Here is a 14,717-nt window from a genome sequence, read left to right as displayed (position 1 = left end):
CCCGGGGGGGATGCCCCGGTGTGGCACTCCTCCCGTTGCGTCTCCAAAACGTCACGCGCTACCGTGAGCCCCCCACCCGCTCGCTCGTCAGGTTGACCATGACCTCCAGCTCTGCTTCCTCGGACGCCCACGCGGGCCGTCATCGGCCGCGCCATCGCGCCGAGCCGGTCCGCCCCGGTGCCCGCCGCGTCGGGATGATGGGCGCGGCGGCCACCCTCGCCACCGGCGTCGGCGCCACCGGCGTTCATCAGCTCACCGGCCGGGCGCAGGCCGCGGAGAGCCCCGCCGCCTTGTCCATGGCGCCCGTGTCGGCGCCCGAGGCCACCACCCCGACGGCGGCGCGCGCCCTCGACTCCGCTCGTGCCGACCGCAGCGCCCGGACCCCGGTGACCCCGGGGTCCCGCGCGGTGACCATGGCCGCTCCCACCGCGGGGCCCACGACCGCTCCCACCGCAGTCCCCACGACCACAGCCCCGACGACGACCGTCGCACTCCCGCCCAGGCCGGTCACCCCGCCCGCCGAGGCCGTGCCCCCCGCCGTGGTGGCGCCGCAGCCCGTGCCGGCCACCGCAGCCGCCGAGGCCATCGAGCGGGCCATCGCCGAGGCGGCCACCGCGCCCACCCGCAGCACCCGGCGCGCCGCCATGCGCGAGGCGGCCGGCGCCCACCGCGCCCCCACCCGCGGGCTCCTCGGTCTCGGGCGAGCCTCCCGCTCCACCACCCGCGTCGCCGGCACGCCCACGTGGGTGCTCCCGGTGGAGGCCTACCGCCTCACCTCCCGCTTCGGCGCCCGGTGGGGCGGCACCCACCACGGGCTGGACTTCGCCTGCCCGGTGGGCACACCGGTGCGTTCTCTGTCCGACGGGGTGGTCACCGACGTCCGCGACGGGGCTCGGGTCTACGGGCGCTACATCGACGTCACCTTCGAGGACGGCACCCTCGCGCGCTACGGCCACCTCAGCCAGCTCGACGTCACGGTGGGGCAGAAGGTCTCGGCGGGCGAGGTCCTGGGCCTGTCCGGCAACGAGGGCCGCTCCACCGGGCCGCACCTGCACCTGGAGATCCACCTGGACGGCGACCCCGGCCTCGGTGCGGCGGTCGACCCGGTCGTCGAGCTCCTCAAGCGAGGCCTGTCCGTCTGACCGACTCGTCCGACCCACCGAGCCCGCGACATCGCGGCGCCTGACCGGGACACCGGTCAGGCGCCGCCGTGCGTGTGGCCACCGACATCGGCTCGGACGGCGGCGCGCGGCTCACAGCCTGGTGATCGGGGCGATCCCCAGCACGAAGCGCTTCACCCCGGTGTCGCCGCCGAAGTCCACCGTCGCCATGGCCTTGGCCCCCAGCCCCTCCACACGCACCACCGTGCCCAGCCCGAAGGAGTCGTGGGTGACCCGGTCGCCCGAGGCCAGCGCCGGCACCGGCCGCTCGCCGCGGCCGGGACGAGCGCCCAGCCGGGCCACCAGGGGCTGCGTGGACGACGAGCCGGACAACGCCGACTCGGTGCGCTGCCAGTCGAGCAGGTCCGCCGGGATCTCGTCGAAGAAGCGCGACGCCGGGTTGAACTGCGGCTGACCCCAGGCGGACCGGACCGACGCCCGGGACAGGTGCAGCCGCTCCCGCGCCCGCGTGATGCCGACATACGCCAGCCGTCGCTCCTCCTCGAGCTCCTTGGGGTCGCCGAGGGCCCGGCTGTGGGGAAAGGTCCCGTCCTCCATGCCGGTCAGGAAGACGACGGGGAACTCCAGCCCCTTGGCGGTGTGCAGGGTCATCAGGGTGACCACCCCGGAGTCGTCGCCCTCCTCGGGGATCTCGTCGGAGTCGGCCACCAGGGACACCTGCTCCAGGAAGTCGTCCAGACCGCCCTCGGGATAGGTCTCGTCGAACTCGCGCGCCACGGCGACCAGCTCGTTGAGGTTCTCGATCCGGGTCTCGTCCTGCGGGTCGTGGCTGGCCTGCAGCTCGGCGACGTACCCGGTGCGGTCCAGGACCGCCTCGAGGAGGTCAGCCACCCCGGCACCGCCGTCACGGGTCTCGCGCAGACCCTCGAGCAGGGTGGTGAATCCCTTGATGGCCGTGACGGACCGGGTAGCGATCCCGGGCGCGTCCTCGGGGTGGCCCAGCGCGGCGACAAAGCTGGTGCGATCCCGCTCGGCGAGCATGGAGACGCAGGCCTCCGCCCGGTCGCCGATGCCGCGCTTGGGGACGTTGAGGATCCGGCGCAGGTTGACGGTGTCCTCCGGGTTGGCGACGACCCGCAGGTAGGCCAGCGCGTCCTTGACCTCGCGCCGCTCGTAGAAACGGGTGCCGCCGACGACCTTGTAGGGCATTCCGGTCCGGACGAAGACCTCCTCCAGCGCGCGGGACTGGGCGTTGGTGCGGTAGAACACCGCGACGTCGCCCGGGCGCACCCCGTGCTGGTCGCCGAGCCGGTCGATCGTCTGCGCGACGAAGGACGCCTCCTCGTGCTCGCTGTCGGCGACGTAGCCCACGATCTTGGCGCCCGCCCCCTGGTCGGACCAGAGGTTCTTCTCCCGGCGGCCCTCGTTGCGCGCGATGACGGCGTTGGCCGCCTGCAGGATCGTCTGGGTGGAGCGGTAGTTCTGCTCCAGCAGGATGGTCCGCGCCTGCGGGTAGTCCTGCTCGAACTCCACGATGTTGCGGATGGTGGCGCCGCGGAAGGCGTAGATCGACTGGTCGGCATCCCCGACCACGACCAGCTCGGCCATGGGCTGGTCCCCGCCGACCGTGGGCCCGCCCGCGAGCTGGCGGACCAGCTCGTACTGCGCCTGGTTGGTGTCCTGGTACTCGTCCACCATGATGTGCCGGAACCGGCGGTGGTAGTAGGACGCCACCTGCGGGAAGGCCTGCAGGATGTTGACCGTGGTCATGATCAGGTCGTCGAAGTCCATGGCGTTGGCCTGGCGCAGGCGGCGCTGGTACTCCACGTAGACCTGACCCAGCAGCCGCTCCTGGTGGGTGGCGCTCTCCCCCAGCCGGTCGCGGTAGGTCTCCTCGTCGACCAACTCGTTCTTGAGGTTGGAGACCTGGTGGCCGAAGGACCGGGGCGGGTAGCGCTTGGGGTCCAGGTCCAGGTCGCGCATCACCATCGCCATCAGGCGCTGGGAGTCGGCCGCGTCGTAGATCGAGAAGCTCGACGAGATGCCGATGACCTTGGCCTCGCGGCGCAGGATCCGGACGCACGCCGAGTGGAAGGTCGACACCCACATCGCGCGGGCCCGGCCACCGACGATCGCCTCGACCCGCTCACGCATCTCGGCTGCCGCCTTGTTGGTGAAGGTGATCGCCATGATCTCGCCGGGCTGCACGTCGCGGGCGGCGAGCAGGTGGGCGATCCGCTGGGTGAGCACCCGGGTCTTGCCCGATCCCGCACCCGCGACGATCAGCAGCGGCGAGCCCTGGTGCAGCACCGCCTCGCGCTGCTGCGGGTTGAGGCCCGCGAGGATCGCCTCGGGGTCCTGGCGCGCGCCCCCACCACCCCAGGCGCCGCGGGCCTGGCGCTCGGCATGCGCCTGCTCCTCCTCGGTGGGCGGGGCGTCGTCGTCACCGGGGGGCGGGGCGTCCGAGAGCGCCCACAGGGGAACGCCGGACGCGTCCACGTCACCGCTCGCGGGAGGGGAGGTCCGGCCTCGCGGGGGCGTCGTGGTGGCGGGGGTCAGGGGCAGGTCGTCGAAGAGGGAGTCCATCGCGCGGTCCAGCCTACGGGTGCGCACCGACAGACCCCTTAGGCTGTGGCTCGTGCTGACCATGCAAGACGCCCTCAGGATCCTGTCGGACTACTGGACCGAGCGGGGGTGCATGGTCGTTCAGCCGTTCAACACCGAGGTGGGAGCGGGCACGATGAACCCCGCCACGGTGCTGCGCGTGCTCGGGCCCGAGCCCTGGGACGTGGCCTACGTCGAGCCCTCGGTGCGCCCCGACGACAGCCGGTACGGCGAGAACCCCAACCGTCTGCAGATGCACACGCAGTTCCAGGTGATCCTCAAGCCCGACCCGGGCAACCCCCAGGAGCTCTACCTCGGCTCGCTGGCGGCCCTCGGCATCGACCTCGCCGCCCACGACGTCCGCTTCGTCGAGGACAACTGGGCCCAGCCGGCCATCGGCGCGTGGGGCCTGGGCTGGGAGGTCTGGCTCGACGGCATGGAGATCACCCAGTTCACGTACTTCCAGCAGGTCGGCGGGCAGAACCTCGACCCCATCCCGGTCGAGCTGACCTACGGCCTGGAGCGCATCCTCATGGCCATGCAGGGGGCAACGCACTTCAAGGAGATCGCCTACTCCCGCAAGCCGTCCGGCGAGATCATCACGTATGGCGAGGCCTTCGGCCAGAACGAGTACGAGATGAGCCGCTACTACCTGGACGACGCCGACGTCGACACCAACCGCAGGCTCTACGACGCCTACGTCGCCGAGGCCAGCCGCATGGTCGAGGCCCGGCTGCCCGTCCCGGCGCACACCTACGTCCTGAAGTCCTCGCACGCCTTCAACGTCCTGGACGCCCGCGGCGCGATCTCCACGACCGAGCGTGCCAAGGCCTTCGCGACCATGCGCCGGCTGATGCGCGACACCGCCGCGCTGTGGATCGAGCGCCGCGAGGAGCTGGGCCTGCCGCTGCTCAAGCCGGTCGAGCTGCCCGAGCTCGAGGTGCCGGTCGTGGACGCGTCCGCGCTGGGCGACGAGCCCCGGACGCTGGCCCTGGAGATCGGCGTCGAGGAGCTCCCTCCGCACGTCGTCACCGCGACGATCGAGCAGGTCCGGACCGCCGTGACCGAGCGCCTCGCCGCCACCCGCCTGGAGCACGGTGAGGTCCGCGTGGACGGCACGCCGCGACGCATCGTCGTCACGGTCGCCGACGTCGGAGCCCGCGAACCCGACACCGAGACCCTGCGCAAGGGGCCCAAGTGGCAGGCGGCCTACGACGCCTCCGGGGCGCCCACCAAGGCTCTGGAGGGCTTCGCGCGTGGCGCGGGCGTCTCGGTCGACCAGGTGGAGCGGGCCGAGGTGCAGGGCGGCGACCACGCCGTCGTCCGGGTGGAGCAGGCCGGCCGGGGCGTCATGGAGGTGCTCCCGCCGCTGCTCGCCGAGGTCGTGACCGGCCTGCGCGCCGAGAAGAACATGCGCTGGAACGACCCTTCGCTGTCGTTCTCCCGCGCCATCCGCTGGCTGGTGGCGCTGTGGGGCGACCAGGTCGTTCCTGTGGTCGCCTCCCGCCTGGTGGCGGGTCGGGAGACCTACCTGCAGCGCGGCGAGGGCACCCGCGCCGACGGGGTCCGGCTCGGCCACGTCACCGTGGCCTGCGCCGACGAGCTGCTCGACGTCCTCGCCGCGGGCGGCATCGAGCTGTCCGCCGAGCGGCGCCGCGCCTCGATCGTCGAGCAGGCCGAGCGGCTGGCCGCCGAGGTCGGCGGCCGGGTCGACACCGACGGCGAGAGCGCGCTCGTCGACCAGATCACCAACCTCGTCGAGGAGCCCCACGGCGTCCGCGGCGACTTCGACCCCCGCTACCTCGACCTGCCGGCCCAGATCCTCACCACGGTGATGCGCAAGCACCAGCGCTACCTGCCCGTGCTGGACGCCTCCGGCGCGCTGCTGCCGCACTTCGTCACCATGGCCAACGGGTCCTGCGACGACGCCGTCGTCAAGGCCGGCAACGAGTCGGTCATCCGGGCGCGCTACGAGGACGCGCTGTTCTTCTGGAACGCCGACCTCGGGGCCGACCGGGTCGACGAGTTCGTCCCCGGCCTGGAGAAGCTCACCTTCGAGGAGCGCCTCGGCTCGGTCGGCGAGCGGGCCCGCCGGATCAAGGACGTGGCGCTGGCGCTGTCCTCGTCCGTCGACCTGTCCGCCGAGGACCGCACCACCCTTGAGCGCGCCGGCTCTCTCGCGAAGTTCGACCTCGCCACGCAGCTGGTCGTCGAGATGTCCTCCCTCGCCGGCTTCGTGGCCCGGGAGTATGCCGGCCGCAAGGGCGAGACCCCGGCCGTCGCCGACGCCCTCGCCGAGATGGAGATGCCGCACACCGCCGCGGACGCCCTCCCGGCGTCGGTGCCCGGTGCGCTGCTCTCCCTGGCCGACCGCGCCGACCTGGTCATGGCGATGTTCGCGCTCGGCGCCAAGCCGACCGGCTCCTCCGACCCCTTCGGCGTGCGCCGGGCCTGCCTGGGCATCCTGCGCGTGCTGCGCGACCAGGGCGAGGTCGGCCGCTCCCTGTCCGGCCTGTCGGTCCGCCGCTGCCTCGAGGCCGCCGCCGACCGACTGCGGCAGCAGGGCGTCGAGGTCTCCCCCGAGTCCGTGGACGCCGCGCTGGAGTTCACCACCGGCCGGTTCGCCCAGCTGCTCCGAGACGAAGGCGTGGCCGTGGCCCTCATCGATGCGGTCCTGCCCGGCGCGTCCACCCCCGGGACGGCGGCCGAGACGATCCGCCAGGCCCAGGAGCTGCGCGGCGACGAGGGCTTCCGCTCGATCGTGGCGAGCCTGCAGCGCATCGGCCGGATCGTTCCCGAGGGCACCGAGGCGGCCTACGACGCCACCCGGCTCACCGAGCCGGCCGAGGTCGCGCTCGTCGCCGCCCTGGAGGGGCTGCCCGAGGGCTCGGCCCGCGATCTGGAGACCTTCGCGACGCAGGGCAAGGCGCTGGTCGACCCGGTGGCGCGCTTCTTCGACGACATCCTGGTCATGGCGCCGGACCCCCAGGTGCGGGCGGCGCGGCTCGGGCTCCTCGCCTCGGTGCGGGCCGCCGCGCCCGACCAGGTCGACTGGTCCGCCCTGTCGACGGCGCTGGCCTGATCACGTCCTGAGCCCCACGAGGCGGGCGGCCCCCGGAATCGGGTTGCCGCCCGCCTCGTGGGTGCCGGAGGGTGGTGCCATGCCCGAGCTCCGCGTCCCCACGCCCCGTCTCCACGCCAGCTGGCTCGAGTCCCTGCAGGAGTGGGGCCGGGGGGTCCACCAGGACGGCGCCGCGGTGCACCCGGACACGGACCACGACGACCCCGAGGCCTTCGCGGCCTGGGTGGAGCAGCTGCTGCTGCAGGCCGACCCCACCACCGAGCGGCCGTCCGGCTACGTCCCGGCCACCAACCGCTGGATCGTCGAGGACGACACCTATCTCGGCGCGATCCAGCTGCGGCACACGCTCAACCCCCACCTGCTCGAGGTCGGCGGCCACATCGGCTACGGCATCCGACCGTCGGCGCGCGGGCGAGGCCTGGCGACCTGGGCGCTGCGAGAGGTCCTGGACCTGGCTCGCCGCCTCGACCTGGACTCGGTGCTCCTCACCTGCGACGACACCAACCTGGCCTCCGCCGCGGTGATCGAGCGCAACGGCGGGGAGCTGGAGGACGTGCGGGAGCACGCACCGGGGGAACGGGTGCGGCGCTACTGGATCGCCCTGTGACCGGGCGCGCCTGGTGAGGTCGCCCGGCCTGCGGGCACGACTCAGGCGATCACCGCCCCGGAGATAGGTTGACGCCATGACCGAGACGGTGAAGGCCCAGGCCCTGGTGGTCCCGCTACCCGGAGACGCGAGCGTCCTGAGGGTGCACGAGCGGGAGATCCCGCCGCCCGGTGTCGGGCAGGTGCGGGTGCAGGTCGCTGCCGTCGGGGTGAACTTCATCGACACCTACCAGCGCTCGGGCGCCTACCCGGTCGCGACGCCCTTCGTCCTCGGCATGGAGGGCGCCGGCACCGTCGAGTCCGTCGGGGAGGGGGTGAGCGAGGTCGCCCCGGGCGACCGGGTGGCCTGGGCCATGCAGCTCGGCAGCGCCGCCTCCGTCGCCGTCCTCCCGGCGCAGGCCCTGGTGCCGGTCCCGGACCCGGTCGAGCTGGACGTCGCCGCGGCCGCGATGCTGCAGGCGATGACCGCACACTTCCTCGTCCACGACACCTACCCCTGCGACGAGGGCACGATCGCCCTGGTGCACGCCGCGGCGGGTGGGGTCGGTCAGCTGCTCGTCCAGCTGCTCAAGGCCCAGGGCTCGACCGTCGTGGCGACGGCCGGCAGCGACGCCAAGCTGGAGATCGCCCGGCGTCGCGGGGCCGACCACGTGATCGGCTACCACGAGCACGACGCCGAGTCGCTGGCCGCCGCCGTCCGCGAGGCCGCGGGCCGCGGCGTCGACGTGGTCTACGACGGGGTCGGGCGGTCGACCTTCGACGCCTCCCTGTCCAGCCTGCGCCCGCGCGGGCTCATGGTGCTCTTCGGCGCGGCCAGCGGGCCGGTGCCTCCCGTCGACCCGCAGCGACTCAACGCCGGCGGCTCGCTCTACCTCACCCGCCCCACGCTCGGCCACCACATCGCCGACCGCGATCAGCTCCTGCGCCGGTCGGCCGAGGTCTTCGAGCTCATCGGCAGCGGGCGGCTGGAGATCGCCATCGACTCGCGGCGTCCGCTGACCGAGGCCCGGGCGGCCTACGACGCCCTCGAGGGCCGCAGGACCACCGGCAAGGTCCTGCTGGTTCCCTGACAGTCGCCCCGGCCGGCCATCCGCTCGGTCGCAACGGGCCCCGCCCGAGCCCGTGCGGCCGATACGCTGTCCGGATGATCCGGCCCGCCACCCCGCAGGACCTGCCCGCCCTCCACCGGCTGGTGCGCGACCTCGCGACCTACGAGCGTGCCCCGGACCAGGCCACCGGCACCGAGGCCGACCTGGGCGCCGCGCTGTTCCCCGCGGACGGGCAGCCCCGCGTGTGGGCCGACGTCGCCGAGGTCGACGGTGCCGTCGTCGCCATGGCCGTGTGGTTCCCGAGCTTCTCGACGTGGACCGGGCGGCACGGCATCTGGCTGGAGGACCTCTACGTCGATCCGGCGCACCGGGGTCGCGGTCTCGGCGGGGCGCTGCTGGCCACGCTGGCCCACCGGGTCGTCGAGCGCGGCTGGACCCGGCTGGAGTGGACCGTCCTGGACTGGAACGCCCCCGCTCTGGGGTTCTACCGCTCGCTCGGCGCCGTCGGGCAGAACGGGTGGACCACCCAGCGGCTGACCGGCGAGGCCCTGGCCCACGTCGCCGCCCGCCCCACCACAGGAGACCTGCGTTGAACGTCGACCACCTGCTGATGTCCATCCCGCCGCTGCTCGTCTACGTCGTGGTGGCCCTCGTCATCGGGCTGGAGTCCCTCGGCATACCGCTGCCGGGAGAGGTCACCCTGGTCGCGGCGGCGATCCTCAGCGCCCACGACCAGCTCGACGTCAGTCCGCTGTGGGTCTCCGTCGCCGGGGCGACCGGGGCCATCGTCGGCGACTCCATCGGCTACGAGATCGGGCACCACTACGGCCGGCGTCTGCTCGTCTGGCTCCGGCGACGCTTCCCACGCCACTTCGGGGCCAAGCAGATCGCCTATGCCGAGCACGTCTTCACGCGCCACGGCATGTGGGCGGTGTTCTTCGGCCGGTTCGTGGCGCTGCTGCGCATCTTCGCCGGGCCGCTGTCCGGCATCCTGCGCCTGCCCTATCACCGCTTCCTCCCGGCCAACGCGGCAGGCGGGATCCTGTGGGCCTTCGGCACGACGTACGGCGTCTATCTCCTGGGCACGGTGGCCGAGCACTGGCTCAAGGCCTTCGCCTGGGTCGGGCTCGCGGTCTTCGTGCTCGGCGGCCTGCTGGCGTCCACGGTGATGGGGCGGCGCATCAGTCGGGCGGTCGACGACTACGCCGCCGCCCACCCGGACAAGGTCGCCGAGATCGAGGCGCAGGGCTGACACCCCGGCCGGGTCCACGGGAAGACCGACCGCACGACGAGAGGCCGGCCTCCCCGGTGGGCGGGGCGCCGGCCTCTCGGTCGTGCGGGAGCGGGGCGGCTCAGTGGGGCATCGTGTAGGCGATGATCAGGTTGACCAGCACGAGGGCGGCTGCGGCGTGCACCAGCGCCGGCTTGACCTGCCCACGCCGGCCGCGGGCGTGGGAGACCTCGGTGAGACCGACGACGGCCAGCATCACGACCAGCTTGATCCCGATGAAGGCGTGGTTGGCGTCCTTGGCCATCTCGGCGGCCATGGTGAGCAGCAGCCCGCTGAGCAGCTGCAGCCTGGCGCCCCAGACCATCGTCTTCGCGGCCGCACCAGCCTCGATGCTCTGGACGTAGCCGAAGATGAGGGCGGCGAGCGTGAGGTAGTGCAGGACCAGGAGGGCGAGCGTCATGGTCGTCATCCTAGGTGACGCCGGGGCACCCGAGGGGGATCGTCACCCTGCCGCGAGGGCCAGCAGGGTGCCCGCGAGCAGGGGCGGGCCGAGCGCGAGGTGATCGCCTCGACCGGCCCGGCGGGTCGCCAGGAGTCCGAGGGCCTGGACACCGCCGAGCCCCAGGCCGAGCCACAGCCCGAGCAGCACCTGGGACCACCCGAGCTGGGCGAGCAGCGCCGCGAGCAGACCGGCGAGCTTGACGTCGCCCAGACCGAGGCCGTGGCGGGGTGCGGCCAGCCACAGCAGCGAGCCCACGGCCAGGACGACGACGGTGGCGAGGCCAGAGCGGACGAGGGGGGCCGGGCTGCGGGTGGCGGCGGCCAGCGCGGCGAGCAGCAGCGCGACCAGGGGGTAGGCCGGCAGCTGGAGCCGGTCGGGGAGGCGGTGGACGTCCAGGTCCACGACGGTCAGGGCGACCATCCCCCACACGAGGGGGCCGACGGCGAGGGCCAGACCGAGGTGCCCGCGGGTCGCGAGCGCCGTCGCCACGAGGGCGGGCAGCAGCACGCAGGCGGGGGTGACCCACCGCAGCGACCCGCCGCGGCGCGGCCGGTCGCCCGGCCGCAGGTACGCCCGCCGCTCGCCCCACCTGGTCACGCGACGCCCCGCGGGCAGACCGAGCCCGGCCAGGGCGAGGGGTGCGAGCAGGAGCGGGAGAGGCACCCGTCCAGGCTAGGAGCAGGGGACGCAGCGGTGCGTCAGGTCGTCCACAGGGGCGCCGGTGGGCGCGCGGAGAGCGCCTCGCCTGCCGTGGCCGGCGGACGGTCGGCGGCGGGCGGCGCTGGCCGTGGGCGGCGGGCGTCCGGGACGACCCCGCCCGGGGCCGGACCCTCAGTGGTGTCCGGCTCGCAGGACGAGGAGCAGCTCCAGCCGCACCTTGGGGTCGTCGAGCTGGGGGCCGTAGGCCTCGCGCAGCTGGGCCAGTCGGTAGCCCACCGTCTGCGGGTGCACCGACAGCGCCTCGGCCACCGGCTGGCGCTGCCCCCAGTGGAGCAGCCAGTGGTAGAGCGTCTGGGCGAGGCGGGCCCGCGTGGCGGGGGCGAAGCGGTCCAGGGGCGCCAGGCGCACCCGGGCGAGGTCGGTCATCAGGCCGGGCTCGGACGCCAGCGCCACGTCGACGCTGTGGTCCTGGACGTAGACCGGGTCGGGGCGGCGCATCCCCTGCGCCTCGGCCTCGTCCGCGCGGGCGAGCGTCAGCCGGGTGAGCCGCAGCGACTCGGGCACCTGGGCCGGGGGTCGCGGGGGCCCCACGGCCGCGCGGCGCCCCCGCAGGGCCCGCTCCAGGTCGTTGCGCGCCCGGGAGGTCGTGACTGCGGGCACGAGGGCCAGGGCATCGTCGTCGCGGTGCAGCACCAGGCTGGTGCGCCCGAGCGCGATCCGCAGTCCCGAGGCGTGCTCGCGGGGCACCACGACGACGGCGATCTCCTCGGGCAGGGGCCACCCCGCCGCCGCGGCGGCCTGGGGCAGGTGGCCCGGCTCGACGCGGCCGCGCAGCAGCAGCCCGGCCAGCTCGCCGCGGCGGCGTTCCAGCTCCCCCGCCTGCGCGTTCTGCTCGTCCGCATAGCCCTCCACGGAGGCGGCGGACAGCTCGTCGATGTAGGCGAAGATGGACTCCCCGAGCGGCACCAGCGCCTCGGCGGACTCCCCCCGTGACACCGCGATCCGGGCGACGCAGCGGTAGGTGACGCGCGCCCCGGAGCGGTAGGCACCCAGCAACGCCCCCAGCTGCCGTCCGGAGCGGTACTCCCCACGGCCCAGCTCGGCATACACCCGCCTGGAGTCGGGCCCCAGCGCCGGCTCGGTGGTGCCCGGCAGCTCCAGGAAGCGCTGCATCGCGACGGCGACCCCACGGTGCAGGCCCATCCCGAACCTGCCCTCCATGGGCCGGGCGTACTCGGGGACGTCGCGGGGGACCATGGTGATGATCTCGGTGACGATCTCGTCCAGGTGCGGGCGCAGCAGGTCCGACACTTCAGCCTTGAGAGACAACCAGGGTGGCGGCTCGGCGGGGGTGTCGGGGGTCATGGGGCCCGATCCTATCTCCGCGTGACAGGCACGCCGACGAATACGGTTGCCGGACGACGAGTAATCGGCGGCTCCACCGGGCAAGAATCAACCATGCCTTCCCTGCCTCCCCTGGACCGTGTCGCCAAGCCCCTGGCCGGGGTCCTCGGGCGCACGCTGGGCGCGGCCCTGTCCCACCCCGCCGTCGAGCCCCTCGTCACGCCGCTCACCACACCGCTGCGCCCCGCGGACTACCTCGGCCTGGTGGACCCCCTCGCCTCCTCGCGCACCCTGCGCGGCGTCGTCACCGCCGTGGTCCCCGAGACCGCCGACACCACGACCATCCACTTCCGCCCCGGCCGAGGGTGGGACGACCACCTCGCCGGCCAGTGGGCCCGGATCGGCGTCGAGGTCGACGGGGTGCGCCACTGGCGGTCCTACTCCATCTCCAGCGGCGCCGGCCAGGACCCCGCGATCACGGTGCACGTCGAGGGTCTGGTCTCCACCGCCCTGGCCCGCGGCACCACGGTCGGGGACGTGCTGCACCTGGACGTGCCCCAGGGCGACTTCGTCCTGCCCGAGCACCCACGGCCGCTGCTCATGCTCACCGCCGGCAGCGGGCTGACTCCCGTCATGTCCATGGTGCGCACCCTCGTCGCCCGCCGCGAGGACGCCGACATGGTCCTCGTCCACTCCTCCCGCAGCCGCGACGACGCGGTCTTCGCCGACGAGCTCGACGAGCTGGTCGCCCGGCACGGCGGGCTGCGGGTGGTCCAGTGGCACACCGGGGAGCGGGGCCGGATCGACCTCACCGACACCGCCGACCTCGACGAGGTCTGCCCGGACTGGCGCACCCGCGCGGCGTACGCCTGCGGGCCCGCCGCCTTCCTCGAGGCCGCGGCGCGGCTGTGGCAGGCCGAGTCCGGGGAGCAGCTCACCATCGAGCGGTTCACCCCCGTCGTGCTCGAGGGCCAGGGCGGCGAGGGCGGCCTCGTGACCTTCCTGCGCTCGGACAAGGAGATCGAGGTCGACGGCTCGACCACGCTCCTGGAGGCCGCCGAGCAGGCCGGGGTCATGATGCCGAGCGGCTGCCGCATGGGCATCTGCCACACCTGTCTCACCCCGCTGCGCGCGGGCAAGGTGCGCGACCTGCGCACCGGCGAGGTCCACGGCGACGAGGGCCAACCCATCCAGACCTGCGTCTCCGCACCCGCGGGACCCTGCCACCTCGAGATCTGAGGAGCACCATGACCACCCTTGCCCAGCGCCCGGTCGTCAACCCCGACGACGAGCAGCGTCCGGAGGACAGCGCCGCCGACGCCGTCCAGCCCCGCGTGCCCGGTCTCGCCGCCGACGGCGGACCCCGGCGGCGGCCCGAGCACGCCGCGCACCTCAGCGACGAGGAGGTGGCCACCCTCGGAGCCGAGCTCGACGCGCTGCGCGCGCGGATCGTCGCCAGCCGCGGCGCCGCCGACGCGGCATACATCCGCCGGGCCATCCGGCTGCACCGCACCATGGAGCTCGCCGGCCGGACCACGCTGGTGCTCGCCGGCCGCCACAAGGCCGCGTGGGTGCTCGGCACCGGCCTGATGGCGACCGCCAAGATCATCGAGAACATGGAGATCGGGCACAACGTCATCCACGGCCAGTGGGACTGGATGCGCGACCCGGACATCCACTCCTCCACCTGGGAGTGGGACTTCGTGGCGCCGGCCAAGGGCTGGAAGCACACCCACAACGACCTGCACCACACCTGGACCAACGTCATTGGCAAGGACTCCGACGTGGGCTACGACCTGCTGCGGGTCAGCCCGGACCAGCCGTGGAAGCCGCACAACCTGCTGAACCCGGTCTTCAACATGGTCCTGGCGCCGTTCTTCGAGTGGGGCATCGCGCTCTACGACATCGAGACGGTCAAGATGACGACCGGGGAGAAGTCCCGCGAGGAGTGGGCCGCCGACGTGCGGGCCCTCGGGGTCAAGGCGGGTCGGCAGTTCGCGAAGGACTACGTCGCGACCCCCCTGGTCGCCTCGCTGACCGGCTCCGGCAAGTCCGCCCTGGCCGGGACCTTCGCCGCCAACTCGATCCGCAACCTGTGGGCTCACACCGTGATCTTCTGCGGGCACTTCCCCGACGGCGTCGAGTTCTTCACCGAGGAGATGATCGAGGGCGAAACGCGCGGGGACTGGTACATCCGCCAGATGATCGGCTCGTGCAACATCTCCGGCGGGCGGCTCATGCACTTCATGACCGGCAACCTGTCCCACCAGATCGAGCACCACCTGTTCCCGGACCTGCCCAGCAACCGGTACGCCGAGATCGCCGTCGTCGTACGCGACCTGTGCGAGCGCTACCGGCTGCCCTACGTGGAGGGCCCGCTGCACCGGCAGATCGGTCAGACCTGGCGGACGATCTTCCGGCTCGCGCTGCCCTGACCGACCGGCTGGTATGCCGCCGGCAGCCGGTCACCTCCGTGGTCGAGGTGACCGGCTCTCGTCGCGCCCGGCAGTCGGTCTCG

General features: G+C 73.6%; 12 protein-coding genes. 8 read left to right on the top strand and 4 right to left on the bottom strand.

Annotation, left to right across the window (positions count from 1 at the left end; translation table 11 throughout):
• Positions 1-98: 98 nt before the first annotated feature.
• The gene (locus tag ACK2IS_RS04875; protein ID WP_409485024.1) at positions 99-1,142 is read left to right on the top strand and encodes a peptidoglycan DD-metalloendopeptidase family protein; all 1,044 of its coding nucleotides are present in this window, start codon (positions 99-101) and stop codon (positions 1,140-1,142) included.
• 111 nt (positions 1,143-1,253) lie between these two features.
• On the opposite strand, the gene pcrA is transcribed toward ACK2IS_RS04875, so the two are convergent.
• Positions 1,254-3,707: a DNA helicase PcrA gene (pcrA, locus tag ACK2IS_RS04870; RefSeq protein ID WP_409485023.1), complete on the bottom strand. Its 2,454-nt coding sequence runs from the start codon at positions 3,705-3,707 to the stop codon at positions 1,254-1,256.
• 61 nt (positions 3,708-3,768) lie between these two features.
• Here pcrA and ACK2IS_RS04865 point away from each other — a divergent pair, with 61 nt between their 5' ends.
• The 5 genes from ACK2IS_RS04865 (at position 3,769) to ACK2IS_RS04845 (ending at position 9,714) form a co-directional block, all read left to right on the top strand.
• Positions 3,769-6,807 carry a glycine--tRNA ligase gene (locus ACK2IS_RS04865; RefSeq protein ID WP_409485634.1) on the top strand — a complete coding sequence of 1,013 codons (3,039 nt, stop codon included), beginning with the start codon at positions 3,769-3,771 and terminating at the stop codon, positions 6,805-6,807.
• Positions 6,808-6,886: 79 nt separating this feature from the next.
• Positions 6,887-7,414: a GNAT family N-acetyltransferase gene (locus ACK2IS_RS04860; RefSeq protein ID WP_409485022.1), complete on the top strand. Its 528-nt coding sequence runs from the start codon at positions 6,887-6,889 to the stop codon at positions 7,412-7,414.
• A 76-nt stretch (positions 7,415-7,490) separates the two neighbouring features.
• Positions 7,491-8,483, top strand: a complete 993-nt coding sequence (locus ACK2IS_RS04855) for a quinone oxidoreductase family protein (protein WP_409485021.1) — start codon at positions 7,491-7,493, stop codon at positions 8,481-8,483.
• A 74-nt stretch (positions 8,484-8,557) separates the two neighbouring features.
• Positions 8,558-9,055 carry an N-acetyltransferase family protein gene (locus ACK2IS_RS04850; protein WP_409485020.1) on the top strand — a complete coding sequence of 166 codons (498 nt, stop codon included), beginning with the start codon at positions 8,558-8,560 and terminating at the stop codon, positions 9,053-9,055.
• On the top strand, positions 9,052-9,714 hold the full coding sequence (locus ACK2IS_RS04845; RefSeq protein WP_409485019.1) for a DedA family protein: 663 nt from the start codon (positions 9,052-9,054) through the stop codon (positions 9,712-9,714). The genes ACK2IS_RS04850 and ACK2IS_RS04845 overlap by 4 nt, the downstream gene beginning before the upstream one ends.
• Before the next feature lie 100 nt (positions 9,715-9,814).
• Here the strand turns inward: ACK2IS_RS04845 and ACK2IS_RS04840 are convergent, their stop codons facing one another.
• From ACK2IS_RS04840 to ACK2IS_RS04830, 3 genes are all read right to left on the bottom strand, one after another.
• Positions 9,815-10,153 (bottom strand): hypothetical protein, encoded by a 339-nt coding sequence (locus tag ACK2IS_RS04840; RefSeq protein ID WP_409485018.1) that lies wholly within the window; start codon positions 10,151-10,153, stop codon positions 9,815-9,817.
• A 42-nt stretch (positions 10,154-10,195) separates the two neighbouring features.
• Entirely contained in the window at positions 10,196-10,858 is a 663-nt protein-coding gene (locus ACK2IS_RS04835) for a prepilin peptidase (protein ID WP_409485017.1), read from the bottom strand.
• A gap of 168 nt (positions 10,859-11,026) precedes the next feature.
• On the bottom strand, positions 11,027-12,220 hold the full coding sequence (locus ACK2IS_RS04830) for a PucR family transcriptional regulator (protein ID WP_409485016.1): 1,194 nt from the start codon (positions 12,218-12,220) through the stop codon (positions 11,027-11,029).
• A 93-nt stretch (positions 12,221-12,313) separates the two neighbouring features.
• Here ACK2IS_RS04830 and ACK2IS_RS04825 point away from each other — a divergent pair, with 93 nt between their 5' ends.
• The gene (locus ACK2IS_RS04825) at positions 12,314-13,438 is read left to right on the top strand and encodes a ferredoxin reductase (RefSeq protein ID WP_409485015.1); all 1,125 of its coding nucleotides are present in this window, start codon (positions 12,314-12,316) and stop codon (positions 13,436-13,438) included.
• Between the two features lie 8 nt (positions 13,439-13,446).
• Positions 13,447-14,634 (top strand): fatty acid desaturase family protein, encoded by a 1,188-nt coding sequence (locus ACK2IS_RS04820; protein WP_409485014.1) that lies wholly within the window; start codon positions 13,447-13,449, stop codon positions 14,632-14,634.
• Positions 14,635-14,717: the final 83 nt, after the last annotated feature.

Source organism: Arsenicicoccus dermatophilus, assembly GCF_046267915.1.
Lineage (GTDB): Bacteria > Actinomycetota > Actinomycetes > Actinomycetales > Dermatophilaceae > Arsenicicoccus > Arsenicicoccus dermatophilus_A.
The sequence above is the reverse complement of the archived record's forward strand: the minus strand, read 5'-3'. Positions and strand labels throughout refer to the sequence as shown.

Excerpts from the sequence above, each read along its gene's own strand:
- ACK2IS_RS04875 (WP_409485024.1), top strand. The coding sequence starts at position 99 with ATGACCTCCAGCTCTGCTTCCTCGGACGCCCACGCGGGCCGTCATCGG.
- pcrA (WP_409485023.1), bottom strand. The coding sequence starts at position 3,707 with ATGGACTCCCTCTTCGACGACCTGCCCCTGACCCCCGCCACCACGACG.
- ACK2IS_RS04865 (WP_409485634.1), top strand. The coding sequence starts at position 3,769 with ATGCAAGACGCCCTCAGGATCCTGTCGGACTACTGGACCGAGCGGGGG.
- ACK2IS_RS04860 (WP_409485022.1), top strand. The coding sequence starts at position 6,887 with ATGCCCGAGCTCCGCGTCCCCACGCCCCGTCTCCACGCCAGCTGGCTC.
- ACK2IS_RS04855 (WP_409485021.1), top strand. The coding sequence starts at position 7,491 with ATGACCGAGACGGTGAAGGCCCAGGCCCTGGTGGTCCCGCTACCCGGA.
- ACK2IS_RS04850 (WP_409485020.1), top strand. The coding sequence starts at position 8,558 with ATGATCCGGCCCGCCACCCCGCAGGACCTGCCCGCCCTCCACCGGCTG.
- ACK2IS_RS04840 (WP_409485018.1), bottom strand. The coding sequence starts at position 10,153 with ATGACGCTCGCCCTCCTGGTCCTGCACTACCTCACGCTCGCCGCCCTC.
- ACK2IS_RS04830 (WP_409485016.1), bottom strand. The coding sequence starts at position 12,220 with ATGACCCCCGACACCCCCGCCGAGCCGCCACCCTGGTTGTCTCTCAAG.
- ACK2IS_RS04825 (WP_409485015.1), top strand. The coding sequence starts at position 12,314 with ATGCCTTCCCTGCCTCCCCTGGACCGTGTCGCCAAGCCCCTGGCCGGG.
- ACK2IS_RS04820 (WP_409485014.1), top strand. The coding sequence starts at position 13,447 with ATGACCACCCTTGCCCAGCGCCCGGTCGTCAACCCCGACGACGAGCAG.